The following is a 19,723-nucleotide window of genomic DNA, read 5'->3' as shown; positions in this document are numbered from 1 at the left end:
CATTTTTTAACTAGATAAATAATTACGATGAAGCAGGCGCAGACAGGTGATAATGTGGAGGTTCACTATAAAGGAACTTTGCCGGACGGACAACTTTTTGATTCTTCTGAGGGACGCGAACCTCTGAATTTTACATTAGGAAGCGGTCAGGTGATCAAGGGTTTCGATGATGGTGTGACCGGCATGGAAATCGGAGACAAGAAAACAATTCATATCCCAAATGCGGAGGCGTATGGCCCGATTAACGAGGAAATGATCATTAATTTTGAGCGCGCACAAATTCCCGCGGATGTTCCCTTGGAAATTGGCGGAACGCTCAATATGCATCAGGATGGAAACGGACAGGTGATACCTGTGGTGGTTTGTGAGGTTACCGAAGAATATGTTATTCTGGATGCAAATCATCCTCTTGCAGGCCAGGACTTAATTTTTGAACTGGAACTCGTGGCCATTAAGTAGATGCAAAAAGGCACTTGAATCGAATGATCAGGTGCCTTTTACTTTGCCCATTTCAAGCTGAATATTTCATGCTTATTTTGATTTATTTTTAGAAGAATCTGCCTCGTAGCCAAATCCTGCAACATTCGCTCAGCCCTCTTTTCTGAAATATTGATTATTTTGGAAAATATCTTTGCAGTAACAAAATCCGTCTCTTTCAAGTAGTTTATCAGCGTCTTCACGTGCTTACTTCCCAGTAACTTCTCAGTTTCCGCGTCCCCTTCACCGTAAAGCAATAACCTTGGTATCGGCAGGCTTTTGTCTTTTACCCTGATGTAAATGATGCGTTCTCCTCTTTCGTTGATCGCGTAATGCGGTTTATCTGCGCTTTCCAGCACTTCAATGTGCAAAATTCTTTTTCCATCCAGGATCTCCGATTTTAAGCTGATCAGAATAAGGGGTTCAATAAGTTCCCTTGTGGCTTTTTCGAGTTTCTGGAGTTCGTTCAATTCCGACTCTATCCCAATTATTGCTCCGTTATCGGCTATGCCGATGATCAAATTTCCGCCGGATGTATTGGCAAAAGAAACCAGGGTTTTGGCAATCTTAAAAGTACTGTCGACCGTCCTCTTAAACTCAATCGTTAACCCCTCCCCTTCCCGGATATATTATTTGGTGCTTTTACCCATTTAATTTAGATCAATGCATATTTTTTTCCCGGTAGCGACCGGACCATTCCCTGGAATTCCAGATTTAAAAGAAGCGTCGCCAATTTGTTTAAATGCATTCCCGACTGCCAGGCTAATTCGTCTATCTGCATACACCCTTTCTGTTTTATCAGGGACAATACCTGACCCTCGTCTTGGGTGAACCCATCAAAGCTAATTGGTTCAGGAAATACCTTCGTAATATTTTCAGGTTTCTTTTCCTGATTCCATCCCAATGCATTTGCCATATCCTCCACAGAAGTGAAAATCGATGCCTTGTGATCTCTGATTAGGTAATTGCATCCTTCCGATTGCCCGCTCCCAATCATACCAGGAACGGCATACACATCACGATGGTAATTCTGGGCAAATTCAACTGTGATCAGACTTCCTCCTTTTTTACCGGATTCTATTACAATTGTAACGTCACTTAGCCCAGCAATAATTCTGTTGCGGGCCGGAAATCTCATGAAGTCGGGCTTTGTCCCCAAAGTATTTTCGGTAACTATTCCGCCCATTTCCTGCATTTCCTGAGCGGTACGTTTATGTGAAGAAGGGTAAATGATGTCCAGCCCGCTCGCCATAACCCCAACCGTTGGCAGGTTGGTTTTCAGGCAAGCACGATGAGCCGTAATGTCTACGCCATAAGCAAGGCCGCTTACAACAAGTGTTTTGTACGGTTCCAGATCCTTAATCGTATTTTCTGTCACTGCTTTTCCATAGTCGCTGATCTGACGCGTCCCAACAATGCCTACGGTTCGTGCTGCATTGAAGTCAATGTTACCTTTTGAGTAAAGGACGACAGGTGCATCATATAAGGCCTTTAATCTTGAGGGGAAAGTGGCATCATTGTAAAAATGGAGTTGTACGCTGGTATCAGTGCATTTTTGATATTCAATTTCAGCGAGCTGCAAGAAGCTTTTGCTCAATACGGCTTTCACAACCTTATCTCCTATCCCAGGGATTTTTATCAATTTTTTATAATCAGAAAGGAAAACATTGGAGGCGCCGCCGCAATAACTGATTAGCTGACGAATGGTAACAGAGCCTACACCAGGCGTTTGAATTAAAGCAAGAATACAGATCTTCTCTGTTTCGTCGGAGGGTAACATATATAGTGTGTTTTGAGTTGGAATGAAATCCCCTGCGCGTATACTTATCTGGCACACATTTTGCCAGTATACGTTTAGAAGCTTACCTCAAAAATAATAATAATACTCAAAGAGTATATGGAAAATTTACAGACAGAAGAAAGGCCTGCTATACAGCATTTTGAAGGAATGGGGGCAACATGTTATCCGGAAGGAGTGTTTTATAGGGTTTGGGCGCCACACGCTGATGGTGTAATGGTTGTAGGAAGTTTTAACGATTGGAATCAAACCGCTAATCCACTTAAGCAGGAAGAAAATGGGTTTTGGGGCGCTCTCGTTGAAAATTCGAAGGAGGGAGATGAATATAAATTTTTACTGAAAACAACTTCCGGCGATCTATATAGAAATGACCCATATTCATTAAAAATGACCAATTCAGCTGGAAATTGCGTCGTTTACAATCATGCATCATTCAATTGGCACAATGTATCCTTTCAAATCCCAAGCTGGCACGAACTGGTCATTTATGAACTGCACGTTGGGACATTTCACGTAAAGGAAAACGACCATGTTGGAACCCTTTATACGGCTATTGAAAAATTAGACTATTTAAAGGATATGGGTTTCAACGCTGTTGAATTAATGCCCTGTTCTGAGTTTCCGGGAGATCGCTCCTGGGGATATAATCCCGCAAACCCATTTGCAATAGAATCTGATTATGGTGGCCCCGACGGCCTTAAAGCTTTCGTAAAGGCTGCTCATGAAGCTGGGATAGCCGTTATTCTGGACGTAGTGTACAATCATTTCGGACCTTCTGATCTCGACTTATGGCAATTTGACGGATGGCATGAGAACGATGGAGGTGGAATCTATTTTTATAACGATTGGAAATCGGAAACTCCGTGGGGAAGTACCAGACCAGACTTTGGTCGCAGGGAAGTACGTCAATACATTCATGACAATGCCATGATGTGGATTAAAGATTATAGGGTGGACGGTTTGCGGATGGATATGGTGCCCTACATCAGAAATGTCAAGGCCGATGGAAATCCTGGGAATGACCTACCAGAAGGAATCTCGATGATCCAAGGAATCAATAAAGCCATAAGTGAATGCTGCCCTAACTGTATTACTATTGCAGAAGATATGCATTCTCTGGATTTTATTACAAATGATGTTGAAAATGGTGGTATGGGCTATGGTTCCCAATGGGATGCCGATTTTGTACACACGATCAGAGATGCCATCATTAAGGCTGATGATCAGCAGAGGGATATGAATGCAGTGGTAGGGGCGATTATGAACCGCTACAATACCGATTCCTTTCAGCGTATCATTTATACGGAATCCCATGATGAAGTAGCCAACGGCCAGGCAAGAGTAGCCCAGGAGATCGCTGATGGTGATGTCGACAACTGGTTTTCTAAGAAACGTGCTGCATTGGGAGTTGCGTTGGTACTCACTTCGCCAGGAATTCCTATGATATTTCAGGGCCAGCCGATGCTGGAAGATAAATGGTTTTCAGATAGCGATCCGATAGACTGGACGCGACTTGAAAAATTCAGCGGATTTGCGTCGCTGCACAGAGATTTGATCCACATTCGGAGAAACTGGTTTGGCGTTACCAAGGGTTTGCAAGGACAAAACACGCAGATCATCCGCGCCGATAATGATAAAAAAGTGATTGTTATGCATCGCTGGGATGTTGGTGGCCCAAAGGATAGCGTAGTCGTCGTATTCAATTTTTCAATAGAAGCCTATTCCGATTATAAAGTTGGGTTTCCGAGAGCTGGTAAGTGGCATCTTCGGTTCAACAGCGACAACGGAAATTACGACCGGGAATTCTCAAATCTCGGCATTATCGATTCTGAAACGATGCAAGGTGAACTTGACAATTTAACTGATCACGTAACACTTACCATACCACCGTATAGTGCTCTGGTTTTCTCCCAGGAAGACTGATACGTCAATTCAAATAACAAAAAACAGGAAGTGTAAGGCTACACTTCCTGTTTTTTGTTATTTGATAGTCCGAAAAATCCTGTCCCAGCGTATCTTATTGAAGAAATTGGTCGGGTTTGGATCTATGGACATCCAAACAAAAACTGCCTTTCCAACGATATGATCCTTGGGTACAAAGCCCCAATATCTAGAATCAGCCGAGTCGTGGCGATTATCGCCCATCATGAAATAGTAATCCTGTTTGAATGTGTACTGACTAAGCGGCTTACCGTTCTGCGTAATCCTGCCGCTTTCCAGCACAATCCCTTCACTACCTTCATAATTCTTGATGATCTCACCATAAAGATCGATGTTTGAGCCGGTCAATGTTACTTTTGTCCCTTTTTTGGGAATCGTTAACGGACCATAATTATCTTTATTCCAATCCAATAAGTCCGTCGTAGGGAACAGAAATGGCTCTTTTAAACCCTTACTTAGCATTATTGGCTCGATTCTTTTTACGAAATCATATGTTTTAAGCTTGCTGGCCAGGTCAGATGTTGTTTTGACTACATAACCAAACTCGTCATTTGCAGCAATACTATCATTAAATGTCTCTGTAAATTGTGAATAGTCGGATATACCATTCTTGTGAAAAACATTTTCCTCATTTACGGGCGTTGATACTGACACAATATATTCGCTCTGCATCCGGGCAGGGTTAACCTGTATTTCTCCATTAACATAAACCTGACCTCCTTTTACTTCCAGCTGATCGCCCGCAATGGCAACACAGCGTTTAATGTAATTGGATCGCAGGTCGGTGGGGTGGGGATGAAGATCAGGCAGCACATTGCTGTATTTTGTGAATGCGTTTGGATGCTCAACGGGCAGGTTGAACACAATTACATCTCCATTTTTTACATCCACAAATCCAGAAAGCCGAAACTGTGGCAGTTGGATCCAATCTACGTATGAGGGAATTTTTGTCCCCCAAATGGTTTGGTGAGTTAAAGGCACTTGCAATGGTGTGATGGGTGTGGTAGTACCATAATGGAGCCGGCTGACAAACAGATAGTCACCGACCAGAAGGCTATTTTCCATTGAAGGAGTTGGTATCACGAAAGCACTGAAAAATAGCCATCTGATAATCGTCGCAGCAACAACTGCAAACAAAACTGAATCAAGCCATTCTCGGACTGAGGACTTCTTTTTTTTCTGTTTTGTTGACTTTTGAAATAGTTCTGTGACTGGCATGGCGATTATTTTTGATTGCAAGATAACGCAATCGGAGTAGCAAATAAACAGTCATATTAAATTTATTTATATATAAATGAAAAAGAGGAAGTCGTTTTGACCTCCTCTCTAACATAAGCTATTAATATAAATTAATTGATCACCCGGAACAGACGGTTCCAGCGAATTTTATTAAACAAGCTGGTTGGGTTAGGATCAATGGACATCCATACAAATACTGCTTTGCCTACAATATGATCCTTGGGTACAAATCCCCAATAACGCGAGTCCGCAGAATTATGGCGGTTATCTCCCATCATAAAGAAGTAATCCTGCTTGAATGTATATGCGTCGATTACCTTGCCCGCAATTTTAATAGACTTTTCATCCACAACAACATCCTCATTTTCTTCATAATGTTTTATAACCGTCCCATACATGGCCACATTCTCAGGTGTTAGCGGTACTGTAACCCCTTTCTTAGGAACAGTCACCGGACCGTAATTGTCTCTGTTCCACTTAAATAATGTTGAAGTTGGAAAAAGCATTGGCTCACTGATATCCCTGGACGATTTTACCAGTGTAATACTTTTCACAAAATCATAGGCTTTCAGCTTAGCGGCAATTTCCACGGTCGTAAACAACAGGTAACCCTGTTGGTCATTGCTCGGAATGGTGTCATTATAGCTCTCAGTATAAGCATTGTATTCAGAAACGCCGTTTTCTTTAAAAACCTTTGTCTCATTCACCGTCGTACTGGTAGCAACAAAATATTCATTCTCCATTCTCACCGGATTCTCCTCGGCAACACCATTGGCATACACTTGCAAATCCCTTACTTCCAGCCTATCACCAGGCAATCCGACGCAACGCTTAATGTAATTGGTCTTAAGATCAAGCGGATGTTGCAATTCGGGAGGATAATTGAAGACAACCACATCGCCCCGTTTTACATCACTGAAACCAGGCAGACGGTATTGAGGTAACTGGATGGCGTCGGTATAAGACGGAATGTTTGTCCCCCAGATAGTCTGGTGTGTCAATGGTACCTGAAGAGGCGTTTTGGGTGTACGGGTGCCATAATGTAATTTACTTACGAATAGAAAATCACCTACCAAAAGGCTATTCTCCATCGAGGGCGTGGGTATTGTAAAGGCCTCAAAAAATAGCCAGCGTATCAATGTCGCCGCTATGACTGCAAATAATATTGAATCAAACCATTCCCGTATTGGTGATTTCTTCTTTCTAGTTTGAATTGGACTGGAAGTCAATTCTTTATTAATAGCCATCCTATGCGATTATTGGTAGTTTAAAAGTATTAATCTAAATTTTTGAGAAGGTCATCCATTCCGAAAACGCCGTTTCTTCCTGACAACCATTCCGCTGAAATCACTGCGCCAAGTGCGAAACCTGCACGGTTATGTGCGGTGTGTGATATTTCAATGGCGTCCACTGCGGATTCGTAACGAACAATGTGCGTGCCAGGGACTTCGCCAATTCGTTTAGAAACGATCTGCAGATACCCTTCCTGATCTTCTGGTGCGAGTTTCCATCCGCTCAAACTCTCCGTTTCTTCCACGATGCCTTCGGCGAGGGTTATGGCAGTACCGCTTGGCGCATCAAGCTTATGTATATGATGGATCTCTGTCATGGAACGCTGATAATCCTGACTATTCATCATACGCGCCAGTTGGCGATTCAGACGAAAAAAGAGGTTTACGCCAATGCTATAATTAGATGCATAAAAAAATGCGCCTGATTGTTCGTTGCAAAGATTTTCAATTTCACTGCGATGTTCGAGCCAGCCGGTTGTACCACTTACCACCGGCCACCCTTTTTTCAGGCAATAAGTAATGTTGTCAAAGGCGGCTTCCGGAGAACTGAATTCAATGGCAACATCCACGTCATCGGAACCAAGTCTATCCATTTCCGGGCGGTTCTGGATGTCAATTTTACCAGCAATGGTATGTCCTCTTTCAAGAGCAATCTGCTCAATTGTTTTCCCCATTTTACCATACCCAAGTAACAGTATTCTCATTAACTAACGATTTGAATCATAATAATATCTCCTACTTTATATTGAAAACCAGTCTGACCCCAGGAGTTGGTGTTCTCATGGCTGGTTGCTGCAACTTGGGTTCTATTCTTAATGTCAGGTCGTCTGATAAATCAAACGTTTTTAAATGCGCGGCGACATTTGCTTCTATGATGGAAAGCGTATATATAAGTCCTGTCACAATCAACGCAAATCCCCGGTTGCGACGCCAGTAATTCTTTCCCCGGGCGGCCTGGTCTTTTGTTGCAGGCAAATACTCGCTATTGGTATTCAATAAATTCCTCACCCGAACAGATACCGTTGAATCAACCAATTCCGGCTTTAGATTTCCGTAATCAACACTATCCTTATCCAATATAAAAAACTGCTTGTAGGCATTGAGGTAGTCGCGGTATTTAATTGAATTAAGATAATAAGCATAAAGCCCACCTCCGAATGCTACATATACAATGGGAGCTTTCCAATAATCCCGATTATAAATCTGCCCCATTCCAGGTATAAGAGCGAGTTTTGTAGCTGTCCGGGGAACAGGAAAAAACTTTGTCGAATCGCTGCTTTTAACTTTTTTTAACGAATCTGCAGCGGCGATAATCATGCTATCACTCAATACAACCGGGACATTTTGAGTTTTCAAGCTGTCCTTCTGAATCGTTGTTTGCGCTGTAATACCTCTTGAAAATAACAAAATAACCCCAAGCCAAAACCAGTTTTTCAAGTCTTATTTGAATTTCAGTGTTTCCAATATCTTTTTTAACTCATCCTGAGACGTAAACGGGATTTTGATTTCACCTTTGTGCTCCTCATTACTTTTTACAGAAACTTTGGCCCCGAAAAAAGAAGATAATTGGAATTGTAACGACTTAATTTCCTGATTAATTGTCGGCTGTTTTTTCGAAGCGAAGGACACATTACTCATCATTCCCAATTTCCTCACCTCTTCTTCAACCTTTCTTACCGACCATCCATCCTCAATAATCTTATTAAATATTTTGAGCTGACTTTGGTCGCTATTGATCGTTATAATAGCACGGGCATGTCCCATACTAATCTGATTGTCGCGAAGTGCCGCCTGAATGTCCGGAGGTAATTTTAATAAACGAATGTAATTATTTACCGTCGTCCGGTTTTTTCCTACACGAACCCCAAGTTCCTCCTGTTTGAGGTTACACTCCAGGATCAGCCGCTGATAACTCAGCGCAATTTCAATAGAATTAAGGTTTTCACGCTGAATGTTCTCGATCAATGCCATTTCCAGCATTTGCTGATCATTGGCAGTACGTACGTAAGCAGGAATGCTGGTTAGGCCGATCGATCTGGATGCTTGTAAACGGCGCTCTCCGGATATGAGTTGAAATGAATCTTCCGAAAGTTGCCGAACAGTTATGGGCTGAATAATCCCCTGTACACGGATAGAATCTGCGAGTTCTTGTAATGCTTCCTGATCAAACCTGGTTCGGGGTTGATAGGGATTAGCCTCGATCAGATTTACGTCGATGTCGCTCATGGATCCGACCACATCGGCAGCGGACATCCTTGAATTGTTCCTGCTTGAATTTACTTTCTCGGAATCTTGCAGAAGCGCGCCCAAACCCTTGCCAAGACCCGTCATTTTTTTCGTCTTACTGCTATTCTCCATTTGTGTCAGTCGTGCTTTTCAACTATGAATCAGTTCACTCCCATCTGCTTATCTGAAGAAAACAAACCATTTTTATTGAGAATCTCTCTCGCCAGATTTAAATAGCTGATCGCACCCTTGCTATCCGAATCCTGTGCCATAACAGGTATACCAAAACTCGGCGCTTCACTAATGCGTACGTTCCGTGGAATGATCGTGTTGAAAACCAATGACTCAAAATGGTTGGTAACTTCATTAACAACCTGATTGGACAGGCGCAGACGCAGGTCGTACATGGTAAGCAGAATTCCCTCAATCACCAGCGCTGTATTGAGCCTCGATTGGATAATGGTAATCGTATTCAACAATTTACCTAAGCCTTCCAATGCAAAATATTCACATTGAACTGGAATAATAACTGAATCTGCTGCGGTTAAACTGTTGATTGTTATCAAACCAAGTGAAGGGGAACAATCAATGATAATGAAAGCGTAATCATCACGAACTTCGGCAATGGCATCTTTCATTCTGTTTTCCCGATTTTTGAGATTGATCATCTCAATCTCCGCCCCAACCAGATCAATATGAGAAGGCAACAAATTGAGAAAGGGAAAATCGGTTTCTAGTATAATATCAGATGCTTTCGCCTGCTCAACCATGCATTCGTAAATGCTATTCTCCATCTCCTGCGGGTTAAATCCCAGCCCGGAAGTGGAGTTAGCTTGCGGGTCAGCATCAATGATCAGTGTTTTGAATTCAAGCGCTGCCAAACTGGCGGCCAAATTAATAGCAGTGGTGGTTTTCCCTACTCCTCCCTTTTGGTTTGCTATTGCAATTACTTTCCCCATGTATTCATTTGTGTTACCATTGTCAAATTTCTATTATTCGGGGCAATTCACCAAAAAATGTTCCACGCAGATTTAAATTCAACCAATAAGTATATGATTGTCAACAATTTAATCGACATTATTATTTAATTAAAATAAATTTCGCCTTAAAATTAGATGATGTTTCACGCCCACACTTGCGTTCCTTCTGTGCAGTTTTTGCACATTTCAATCTCAGAACGGGATCTGATGAGGGAAGCACGGAAATCCTTATACTTTTCCCCTTTCCACAACTGGCGGAACGTCTGCCGTTTCATATCCCCCAGCTGATATTCGGCATCTTTATCAAAACAGCACGGTACCACGGCCCCATCCCAGGTTATTACGCATGAATGCCACATTTTCCAGCAATGGTCAACAAACTTATTTTTTATAGAATATTTGCCGTCTTCCTGCTTTGCATAACGGGCGTATTTTTCAATCGTTGGTATAAGATCTGAACCTTCCTCGTAATCATATATCTGCGCGGTTTTTAGACCAACTTCATCTACACCCATTTCCTCTGCCAGCCTTTTTACATCTTCAATCTGATGTTCATTCGGTTTTACGACCAGAAACTGGAATATAACATGCGGTGTACTGGATTTCAGATCCTTTTTCCATTTGATAATATTCCTCGTTCCTTCCAATACTTTTTCAAGGTTACCCCCTATCCGATATTGTTGGTACACATCCTGGGTAGTGCCGTCAATCGAGATAATCAATCTGTCAAGACCAGATTCGACCGTTTTCCTTGCTTTTTCGTCCGTAAGATAATGAGCATTGGTTGAAGTGGCGGTGTATATTCCTTTATCATGAGCATACTGTACCAGTTCAAAAAACTTGGGGTGGAGGTAGGGCTCACCCTGGAAATAAAAAATCAGATAAAGTAATGTTTCACCCAATTCATCAATTGTCTTTTTATAAAGCTTCTCTTCCATCATGCCAGTCGGCCTGGTGAATGAACGTAAGCCGCTCGGGCATTCGGGGCAGCGCAGGTTACAGGATGTGGTTGGTTCAAATGAGATGGCAATGGGCATTCCCCAATGAACAGGATTGCCAGTAGCTTTTGAATAAAAATAACTGCTTAATATCTGAACGGCATTCCAAGCCCTCTTCACCGTCACTTTGGACATCAGGTTCAAGCCGTCCTTAAAATTTTTATTCATTGTTTGAAGCTTTAAGCCAATAGCTGTTAGCTATTAGCTTCATGATCCGTGAAAATTACCCTTAACGTTTTTGAAATCAGATAACCGAAATTCCGGTCGTGTGCTTGATTTCGGAAATTACAAAATAGCTGCTGATGTGTAACACACTTTTCAATGCAGAAAGTTTGTGCTGGTAAAATTGGTTATATGCCTCGGCATCTTCGACGACAACTTTCAGCATATAGTCGAAATTACCGGAAACTACTGAGCATTCGAGTACTTCACTCATTTTGACAATCGCCTGGTTGAAGTCCTCAAAGCTTTCTTTACGCTGCTTGTCGAGGGTAACGTTGCAGTAAACCAGCAAAGTCTTACCTAATTTGCGCCTGTTAAGCAAGCATACATACTTATCTATAAAACCCTCTTTTTCAAGCTTTCTGATCCTCTCATGCACCGGTGTGACCGACAAATTGATCCTGCTGGCAATCTCTTTAATGGTCATCTGCGCATTTTGCTGCAAGAGTTCAAGAATTTTGCGATCAGTAAGGTCGGGCTGCATAAAGTTTTTTTTATTGTGTATCCTCAATTAAAGGGGAGGCTAACAGAATTTTTTATTACCAAACTTTCCAAAAATAGGTTTCTTTTCTGTCTTATTGACCGTTAGTAGAATCTTTTTCCATAACAACGTAATTTTGAACTGTTTAAAACTATCGACACTGTTACAATCCATCACAATGATCATTGGAGTTCCCAAAGAAATTAAAAACAACGAAAACCGCGTGGCGCTAACACCTGCTGGCGCAACTGAATTCCGCAAACATGGACATACCGTTTATGTGCAAACTGAGGCGGGAAAAGGAAGCGGTTTTAGCGATGAACTTTACACAGAGGCAGGAGCTGTTATTCTTTCAACAATTGAGGAAGTGTACGGCATTGCCGAGATGATCATTAAGGTAAAAGAACCAATTGCGAGTGAATATGAGCTCATCAACGAAGATCAGCTATTATTCACTTACTTCCATTTCGCCTCATCCGAGCCACTTACACACGCAATGATCAGTCGTAAAGCGGTTTGCCTGGCATACGAAACAGTTGAGAAAACCGACAGAAGCCTTCCTCTGCTCGTTCCGATGAGCGAAGTAGCAGGCAGGATGGCCGTGCAGGAAGGAGCTAAGTATCTGGAAAAACCAATGGGTGGCTTTGGAATTCTGCTTGGCGGTGTTGCCGGTGTTAAACCCGCAAATGTGTTGGTACTGGGCGGCGGAATTGTTGGAACACAGTCAGCCAAAATGGCATCAGGACTTGGGGCCAATGTAACCATTGTAGATATCAGTCTCCCCCGCCTGCGGTATTTGGAAGACATTATGCCTGCCAATGTAGATACCGTAATGTCCAATGAGTACAACATTCGTGAATTGGTAAAAAGCGCAAACCTAATTATTGGTGGCGTCCTTATTCCAGGTGCAAAAGCCCCGTCTCTGATTACCCGCGACATGCTGAAATTAATGAAGCCCGGAACCGTAATGGTGGATGTAGCCATTGACCAGGGCGGGTGTTTTGAAACATCCAAAGCTACGACACACGAAGATCCAATTTATGAAGTCGACGGCGTTGTACATTATTGCGTAGCCAACATGCCCGGCGCGGTACCCTATACTTCCACACTGGCTTTGACCAATGCAACTTTACCATACGCACTCCAATTGGCTAACCAGGGCTGGAGATTGGCTTGCTCTAAAAATGAGGAACTTCTTAAAGGATTAAATGTGGTAAATGGAAAAATCGTTTTTAAGGGTGTTTCTGATGCTTGGAACCTACCTTATACCGATGTAAAAGAGTTATTCTGATTCAACAAACCTGATGCGCGAGCCTGGCGGGATGCAAACCTGCCAGGCTTTTGATTTTCTAGAAATATTACAATTATTTTTATCCCTGCGTTGTTTATTTCAATATTAATCTTACTTTTGCATAAAATTTGAACGAACATCCGTTCGCTTCTCTGCTTCTTATACGGTTTAGCATTTGAATAGCTGCCAACCACCTTTCGTCCGGTTGGATTTACCGTTTCCGCATGCAGAGCCCCACGGATGGTTGTGGTGGGCTTTGCGAAATCCCCTTTTTAACTGATCGTTTGTTCTTCCTTTGGTATCGTGATATAGCCCAATTTTTTTGGACTACTAACGGAATAATGACATATCATTTCCTAACAATGTTTGAAATGAAAGTCACATTGGTGGGAAATTTTAACTGCGTTTTTTCTCAAAGAATTAATACAAAAATAAATATAATGACAACTGAAACTTTCGAAACATTCTCAGAGCTTGGCCTCTCAGAAAACATTCTTAAAGCCTTAACAGAAATGGGGTTTGAAAAGCCCTCTCCTATCCAGGCACAGGGAATTCCTGTGGTGATGCAAGGAGCCGATGTAATCGGACAGGCTCAAACCGGAACAGGCAAAACGGCCGCTTTTGGTATTCCCGTCCTTGAAAAAATTGATATTACCAGCAATTCAGTACAAGCGCTTGTACTTTGCCCTACCCGTGAGTTAGCGGTTCAGGTTTCCGAAGAAATTGGCCGCCTTGCCAAATATATGCGTGGCATCAGGATTGAAGCTATATATGGTGGCGATTCGATTGACCGCCAGATCCGTTCACTCAAAAAAGGAGTACATATCGTGGTTGGTACGCCTGGCCGTGTGATGGACCATATGGAACGTAAGACGCTTAAATTCGACGAAGTTCGCATGATGGTCCTTGACGAAGCAGATGAAATGCTTGACATGGGCTTCCGCGAAGATATTGAGAGCATTTTGGCAGATATGCCGGCAGATCGCCAGACCATTCTTTTTTCTGCAACAATGTCGAAACCGATCATGTCGATCACCAAGCGTTTCCAGAATGATCCGATCCTTATTAAGGTAGTTCGCAATGAATTGACTAACGTAAATATCGAGCAGGTTTATTTCGAAGTGAAGCCACAGGCGAAGGTTGAAGTGATGACCCGTCTGATTGACATGCATCACCTCAAATCCCTCCTTGTTTTTTGTAATACCAAAAGAAAAGTTGATGAGATTGTAGAAGACCTGCAATTGAGAGGTTATGCATCAGAAGGTATCCATGGAGATTTACGTCAGCAACAAAGGAGTAATGTAATGAGCAAATTTAAGGCTGGTGTAACTACCATCCTTGTTGCTACCGACGTTGCTGCCCGTGGCATTGACGTAAGCGGCCTGGACGGAGTGATCAACTATGATATTCCGTTGGATGAAGAATATTACGTTCACCGTATCGGTCGTACTGGCCGTGCCGGTATGTCTGGAAAAGCGTTTTCTTTGGTAGCCCGTGATGAAAAATATCGTTTGAAATCTATCGAAGGATATACCAAAGTAAAAATTGAGAAAGGCGTCATTCCTTCTTATGAAGATATCGTTGGTGTCCGGAAAGCCCGATTTGTAGAAAATATAGCGGCCTCCATCAAGGAGGCGGATGATCAGGAGTTGTATAACGACGTTCTCGAAATGCTGCATCATGCTGGATACTCTACTGAACAAATCGTAGGTGCCATGGCTAAACAAATCATGGGTGTTCAGAAAAACGAATATGCTGACGGTAACATGGCTTGGGAAGAAAGACGCGGCGAGCGTGAAGGCGCACGTCGTGAAGGTGGAAGTGACAGGTTCGAACGTCGCCCTTCGACCGGAAGCAGGTTTGAGAGAGGTGGTGACCGCAGAGAAACCGAGCGCCGCGGTACAGATCGCTACGCCCCTGCTGCACGGGGTGAATCCAGGCGTTCGGAAGGTGTCAGCCGCGATGAAACCCGTCGCCCATCTGCTCCCGAAGTTGGAATGACCCGCTTATTCCTCAGCCTTGGCCGTAAAGACCATATTATGCCAAAAGATATCGTTGGCGCGATTGCCGGAGAAGCTAACATTCCTGGGAAAACCATCGGAGCGATCGACATTTATGACAAATTTACCTTTGTAGACGTTCCAGAGCGTGATGCTCGTGCAGTACTGCGTGCTATGGACGGAAATACGATTAAGGGAAAACCTGTTCAAATCGATATTGCCAAATAAGTCGATTCTTATTGAAAATATAAAAGGGACTTGTAAAAAGGTCCCTTTTTGCACTACTTATCCTATGAAAAATATCGAAAAGCCGGAAGTCTGGTTACGCGGTCCGCTTGCGGGCGTACCTGCTTTGTTGCAGCCAGTCGCGCATTCACTATTGCAGGCACAGGAAGAAATAAGCTTGTTTCAGGACCGGTTTCCTACCAGATTATTGTGGGCAAAACCATCAGGAGTTGCGTCGGTAGGGTTTCACCTCCAACACCTCGCAGGTGTTCTCGACCGTTTATTCACTTACGCCCGAGGTGAATCCCTTAGCGAAACGCAACTAGCTTATTTGAAAACGGAAGAGAAAGAACCATTTCATGGGTGCTCTTACCGCAATCTCCTCAACTTACTGACTCAGGAAATACAAAGGGCCATTATGCAACTTAAGCAAACCGACGAATCCACCTTAACGGAAATAAGATATGTTGGCCGCGCCATGGTCCCATCTACTCATCTCGGGCTACTTTTTCATGCAGCGGAGCATACGCAACGTCATGCAGGCCAACTTTTAGTAACCGCTAAAATATTGCTTTCGGAAATCCAATAAGCTGATAATCAGTCTTCGGCCTCTGGCCTGACATGGAAAAGCCGTCTTAGCCAGCTTTTCTGTTCCGTTGCTTCGCTTTCCTTTTCTTTTCCTTCAAATGTAAAACCCGCCATCTCCCTAAGATCCGGCTGCCCGGCGTTAACCCAACAAGTGTACCAGATATCGCCGACCATTTTTACCGAAGCTTTCATCCTTAGTTCAACCTGGTTGTCTAGTAACTGATGATAGTTTGTCGAAAATTCGCGGGAGTAAGTACGCGTCAATATATTATTTCGAAGCTCATAACTGTATTTCTTGTCCGCTTTGAATTGCTTGGTTAATTCTTTTTCGAAACGAAAAACAGAGTCTGATGCAGCGTTCGACTCGGCGACAGCCTTCCAAATCTCCCTAGCAATGTCATCCTTATAAACAACAGGGCCGCTCCAAAGGTCATAGTCTTCAGCAAATAATTCGGGCAATCTCGACTCCCAGAAACCATGAATACCTTCCTGATTGGTTAATTGTCCGTTATAGTTTCGTGTCGTATGCAAAGGCACGTGTGCATCAGCAATGTAATGCCCCAGATCTGCCGAAAGCCTTAAAATCCTTGCTGCATCTTTTGCTTTGAAAGCTTCTGTAAGTTGGTAACAGGAGAGCTGAACGTGCCAGGGTACAATACCATGCTTCTGCAGGCTGTCCTCCCCTATTTTCTTCACTGCGTCCTGCCAGAATTTAGGTAAAATATGGAGTGCGCTATCTCCATAAGTATCCAAGTCAATGAAATGTCTTTCCGCTTCCCCAACCGCGGCATATCTTCTCTTGTCCGGATTTGTTGCGTTCTCAGACAAGTAGTCAATATTCTTTTTAAAGAAAAACTGCATTTCCGGTGGCAACCTAAAAACCGCCAGCCGGTTAATTCGCTTATGTGCCCAGAATCCCCAATGCCCATTTGCGAAGGATGGCAGGTTTAAAAAGAGTGCTATTACACTGACGACCCATCGAGTTTTGCAAAAAAACTTACTTTTTCCTGACTTTTTTAGATTCTGCTTTATGAGTCGAGCCATACAAAATTTGGAGAGTGAAAAACTGTTCACTACACCTATTATGACGCTCTTTGCAAAAAAAGTAACGGTTTCAACAAAATTTTAATCCAAAATTTTCAAAATGCCTATAAAGGCAAGTCGGAAATGACTTTCATAAACCTGGTAGGGTCGCATTGCCCACATTTTTCACAGAGTTAACTACCCAAATTTTATTCTGCTCTTATCAACTTCGCCTTATAAATGTTTCTTTCATTAACACTTTGACAAAATTAATTATATTTTATATACAAATAATGCAATTAAAAATATTTGTTTTACCTTTGAAGCATTAAATTTTAGAAGTGTATTTTATTGATTTTGGAATATGAAAACGAAAAATAAAACATTAGGATATTTGGTACCCGTCTTTGCACTATGCGTGTTCATGCTGGTGATTTACGGAGCATACGTACCACACAAACCCGCAGAAATTCAGCGTGTTGTTTGTATTAAGTTTAAAGCAGGGACAACTCCTGAAGATGTGGATAAGCATTTACGTGATTTTGCATCAATGAAGAATGCAGCGAAAGACTTGGTTGCCTATTCCGCTGGTCATGTTCAGAATTCTGAAGCGGGCAAAAACGAATTCGACGTAATTCACTATCTCACTTTCCGTACAAAGGAAGCTGCACAGCAATATGCTTCCAATGCAGACCGTAAAGAGTTTGTGGAATCAAACGAAGCAAAATGGGATAAGGTGCTGGAAATGAATTCCAACATTGAGAAGTAATTAACAATAGTAATAGGAGTGAAAATTTGAAAAAGAGTCGGGAATCCCTACTCTTTTTTTCGTTTACCACTCAATCGGTTCCTTGCCCTTACTGTCAAGAAAAGCATTGGCTTTGCTAAAATGATGGGTCCCAAACCAACCTCCGTTGTTTGCGGACATGGGTGAAGGATGTTTGGCTTTCAAAACCTCATGCTTTGTTGCATTGATGATTGCACCTTTTTCTTGCGCATACCTTCCCCAAAGCATAAATACAAGATCCTTTTTTTCGTCAGACAGGCATTTGATTACCGCGTCTGTAAATCTTTCCCAACCCTTATTTTGATGCGACCCGGCAACACCGCTTTGCACGGTCAATGTAGCGTTGAGCAAAAGAACACCTTGCTTCGCCCACCGTTCCAGGTTTCCGCTTTTTGGAACTGGCTTTCCAAGGTCATCCTGAATTTCCTTAAAAATATTGACCAATGAAGGTGGCATCCTAACGCCATCATTTACAGAGAAACAAAGTCCGTTAGCTTGCCCCAATCCATGGTATGGATCCTGTCCTAAAATGACTACCTTACAATCAGGGAAACTGCAAAAATCAAAAGCTTTAAAGATCTGCTTGCTGGGCGGAAAAATTTGTTTTGATTTATATTCTTCTCTCACGAAGGAAACCAGCGAGGCAAAATATTCTTTTTCAAACTCAGGAGCCAGCCTCTCTTTCCAGGACTGGTCAATTCTTACATCCATACTGTAGGTTTTAGTTTTTTAAAACCAAATTATGTGTTTTTGATTTGGTTTTATCATGGATTGATGACTATTTTCGTTCAGAAGGAAGTGTTACCATGTTTCTACAAAGTAGCAATATCAATACGCAAACCGCCAAACACCCTCAATTTCTATGGTTTCCAAAGTAACTGATGGTGTAAAAGTCACCGTTTTGACCGAATTCCAGCCGGATTACTCCAATCCCGGTCAAGACCATTTCGTTTTTACCTATAAAATCTTGATTGAAAACCATTCTGAACATACTGTCAAGCTATTGAGAAGGCACTGGCACATTTACGATGCCAATGGTACGGTGAGGGAAGTGGAAGGTGCGGGAATTGTGGGCCTTCAGCCTATTTTGGAGCCAGGGGATGTGCATGACTATGTTTCTGGTTGTAACCTTCGAACAGATCTTGGAAAAATGTCTGGTACCTACTTAATGGAGCGAGTACTGGACGGCAGGCAATTCAAGGTGATTATTCCCGCATTTTCGCTGGTTGCCCCCTACCGTTTGAATTAATCCAGGATTCAGCTTCCAATCCTAAGTAATCGCGCCAAATATCCAAGCATTTTGATTGCAGCCTATCTCAAGTATCTGTTTCGGGCAGGAAACGAACATTCCATTCACTCGCCTTTTCTTTTTGATCTCTACACCCAGGTTATCAGGGCTAAAAGCGAATCAAATTCAGCATACTCTTCAATAAAATCTTTACGCGAAAAACTTCTTCGCTCTGATGAAAAAATACAAATCCTGGATTTCGGTGCGGGGTCCAGAGTGAATAAGTCCAATACGCGTAAGATCAGGACAATCGCACGAAATGCTGAGAAGCCCGAAAAATTTGGCAAGCTATTTTATCGGCTCGTGCAGCGGTTTCAGCCAGAAACCATGCTTGAATTGGGTACCTCATTAGGATTAACGACGCTATATTTGTCCAAAGCAAAAGGTGACGCCAGGATTTTAAGTTTTGAAGGCTGCCCACAAACAGCAAAAAAAGCAGGACACCATTTTGCGGACCTAAATGCGCGGAATATTGAAATCATAGTCGGTAATATCGACCATACGCTTCCTGAAAGCCTCGAAACATTGAGTTCCCCTGTTGACTTTGCTTATTTCGATGCAAACCATCGTTTTGAGCCTACCGTTCGCTACTTCGAACAATGTTTACCTCTCATAAAAAATGAATCCGTCTTTATTTTTGACGACATATACTGGTCAAAGGAGATGACGGCAGCTTGGGAACATATTAAGGCACATCCGCGAGTCACTCTTACAGTAGACCTGTTCTGGATTGGGCTTGTATTCTTTAGAACTGAGCAGGTTAAGGAAGATTTCGTATTACGATTTTGATATTTACCGCTCGCTAATAATAACAATCCACTGGATAACTCAACTCATCCTTTGGTCCGGTCATTTCCTAAGTTGCAT

20 protein-coding genes are annotated in these 19,723 nt (G+C 42.6%); 8 read left to right on the top strand and 12 right to left on the bottom strand.

Features of this window, described 5'->3' with window-relative positions; all coding sequences use genetic code 11:
• Positions 1-27 precede the first annotated feature (27 nt).
• Positions 28-459, top strand: coding sequence for an FKBP-type peptidyl-prolyl cis-trans isomerase (locus FHS68_RS13940; protein ID WP_167271133.1), 432 nt, complete (start codon positions 28-30; stop codon positions 457-459).
• A 38-nt stretch (positions 460-497) separates the two neighbouring features.
• Here FHS68_RS13940 and FHS68_RS13935 read toward each other — a convergent pair whose 3' ends face one another.
• Complete coding sequence (locus FHS68_RS13935) at positions 498-1,079, bottom strand: AlbA family DNA-binding domain-containing protein (RefSeq protein WP_310588598.1); 582 nt, start codon at positions 1,077-1,079, stop codon at positions 498-500.
• 53 nt (positions 1,080-1,132) lie between these two features.
• Positions 1,133-2,257, bottom strand: coding sequence for a DNA-processing protein DprA (gene dprA / locus FHS68_RS13930; protein ID WP_167271131.1), 1,125 nt, complete (start codon positions 2,255-2,257; stop codon positions 1,133-1,135).
• A 117-nt stretch (positions 2,258-2,374) separates the two neighbouring features.
• Between dprA and FHS68_RS13925 the strand changes: the two genes are divergently transcribed.
• Positions 2,375-4,198, top strand: coding sequence for an alpha-amylase family glycosyl hydrolase (locus FHS68_RS13925; protein WP_167271129.1), 1,824 nt, complete (start codon positions 2,375-2,377; stop codon positions 4,196-4,198).
• 57 nt (positions 4,199-4,255) lie between these two features.
• Here FHS68_RS13925 and lepB (FHS68_RS13920) read toward each other — a convergent pair whose 3' ends face one another.
• The 8 genes from lepB (FHS68_RS13920) to FHS68_RS13885 all read right to left on the bottom strand — a co-directional run bounded on the left by lepB (FHS68_RS13920) (position 4,256) and on the right by FHS68_RS13885 (position 11,657).
• Positions 4,256-5,434, bottom strand: a complete 1,179-nt coding sequence (gene lepB, locus FHS68_RS13920) for a signal peptidase I (RefSeq protein WP_167271127.1) — start codon at positions 5,432-5,434, stop codon at positions 4,256-4,258.
• 131 nt (positions 5,435-5,565) lie between these two features.
• Complete coding sequence (gene lepB, locus FHS68_RS13915; RefSeq protein WP_167271125.1) at positions 5,566-6,702, bottom strand: signal peptidase I; 1,137 nt, start codon at positions 6,700-6,702, stop codon at positions 5,566-5,568.
• Between the two features lie 29 nt (positions 6,703-6,731).
• Positions 6,732-7,451: a 4-hydroxy-tetrahydrodipicolinate reductase gene (dapB, locus tag FHS68_RS13910; RefSeq protein ID WP_167271123.1), complete on the bottom strand. Its 720-nt coding sequence runs from the start codon at positions 7,449-7,451 to the stop codon at positions 6,732-6,734.
• A gap of 31 nt (positions 7,452-7,482) precedes the next feature.
• On the bottom strand, positions 7,483-8,184 hold the full coding sequence (locus tag FHS68_RS13905) for a DUF5683 domain-containing protein (protein WP_167271121.1): 702 nt from the start codon (positions 8,182-8,184) through the stop codon (positions 7,483-7,485).
• 3 nt (positions 8,185-8,187) lie between these two features.
• Positions 8,188-9,105 carry a ParB/RepB/Spo0J family partition protein gene (locus FHS68_RS13900; protein ID WP_167271119.1) on the bottom strand — a complete coding sequence of 306 codons (918 nt, stop codon included), beginning with the start codon at positions 9,103-9,105 and terminating at the stop codon, positions 8,188-8,190.
• 29 nt (positions 9,106-9,134) lie between these two features.
• A complete protein-coding gene (locus FHS68_RS13895; protein ID WP_167271117.1) occupies positions 9,135-9,932 on the bottom strand; it encodes a ParA family protein in 798 nt (265 codons plus the stop codon).
• A gap of 164 nt (positions 9,933-10,096) precedes the next feature.
• Positions 10,097-11,119: an SPASM domain-containing protein gene (locus FHS68_RS13890; RefSeq protein ID WP_167271115.1), complete on the bottom strand. Its 1,023-nt coding sequence runs from the start codon at positions 11,117-11,119 to the stop codon at positions 10,097-10,099.
• A gap of 76 nt (positions 11,120-11,195) precedes the next feature.
• Positions 11,196-11,657, bottom strand: a complete 462-nt coding sequence (locus FHS68_RS13885; RefSeq protein ID WP_167271113.1) for an Lrp/AsnC family transcriptional regulator — start codon at positions 11,655-11,657, stop codon at positions 11,196-11,198.
• Between the two features lie 175 nt (positions 11,658-11,832).
• Between FHS68_RS13885 and ald the strand changes: the two genes are divergently transcribed.
• The 3 genes from ald (at position 11,833) to FHS68_RS13870 (ending at position 15,759) form a co-directional block, all read left to right on the top strand.
• Positions 11,833-12,945 carry an alanine dehydrogenase gene (gene ald, locus FHS68_RS13880; protein ID WP_167271111.1) on the top strand — a complete coding sequence of 371 codons (1,113 nt, stop codon included), beginning with the start codon at positions 11,833-11,835 and terminating at the stop codon, positions 12,943-12,945.
• A 440-nt stretch (positions 12,946-13,385) separates the two neighbouring features.
• Entirely contained in the window at positions 13,386-15,173 is a 1,788-nt protein-coding gene (locus FHS68_RS13875; RefSeq protein ID WP_167271109.1) for a DEAD/DEAH box helicase, read from the top strand.
• 64 nt (positions 15,174-15,237) lie between these two features.
• Positions 15,238-15,759, top strand: coding sequence for a DinB family protein (locus FHS68_RS13870; protein WP_167271107.1), 522 nt, complete (start codon positions 15,238-15,240; stop codon positions 15,757-15,759).
• Positions 15,760-15,767: 8 nt separating this feature from the next.
• Here the strand turns inward: FHS68_RS13870 and FHS68_RS13865 are convergent, their stop codons facing one another.
• Positions 15,768-16,802 (bottom strand): zinc dependent phospholipase C family protein, encoded by a 1,035-nt coding sequence (locus FHS68_RS13865; RefSeq protein WP_167271105.1) that lies wholly within the window; start codon positions 16,800-16,802, stop codon positions 15,768-15,770.
• Between the two features lie 343 nt (positions 16,803-17,145).
• Between FHS68_RS13865 and FHS68_RS13860 the strand changes: the two genes are divergently transcribed.
• Positions 17,146-17,550 carry a Dabb family protein gene (locus tag FHS68_RS13860; protein WP_229211905.1) on the top strand — a complete coding sequence of 135 codons (405 nt, stop codon included), beginning with the start codon at positions 17,146-17,148 and terminating at the stop codon, positions 17,548-17,550.
• A gap of 63 nt (positions 17,551-17,613) precedes the next feature.
• On the opposite strand, the gene ung is transcribed toward FHS68_RS13860, so the two are convergent.
• Positions 17,614-18,279 (bottom strand): uracil-DNA glycosylase, encoded by a 666-nt coding sequence (gene ung, locus FHS68_RS13855; protein WP_167271103.1) that lies wholly within the window; start codon positions 18,277-18,279, stop codon positions 17,614-17,616.
• Positions 18,280-18,430: 151 nt separating this feature from the next.
• On the opposite strand from ung, the gene apaG reads away from it, so the two are divergent.
• Positions 18,431-18,817, top strand: coding sequence for a Co2+/Mg2+ efflux facilitator ApaG/CorD (gene apaG / locus FHS68_RS13850; protein ID WP_167271101.1), 387 nt, complete (start codon positions 18,431-18,433; stop codon positions 18,815-18,817).
• 51 nt (positions 18,818-18,868) lie between these two features.
• Complete coding sequence (locus tag FHS68_RS13845; protein WP_167271099.1) at positions 18,869-19,645, top strand: O-methyltransferase; 777 nt, start codon at positions 18,869-18,871, stop codon at positions 19,643-19,645.
• Positions 19,646-19,723: the final 78 nt, after the last annotated feature.

The organism is Dyadobacter arcticus, assembly GCF_011762185.1.
In the GTDB taxonomy this organism is placed as follows: Bacteria; Bacteroidota; Bacteroidia; order Cytophagales; family Spirosomataceae; genus Dyadobacter; species Dyadobacter arcticus.
The sequence above is the reverse complement of the archived record's forward strand: the minus strand, read 5'-3'. Positions and strand labels throughout refer to the sequence as shown.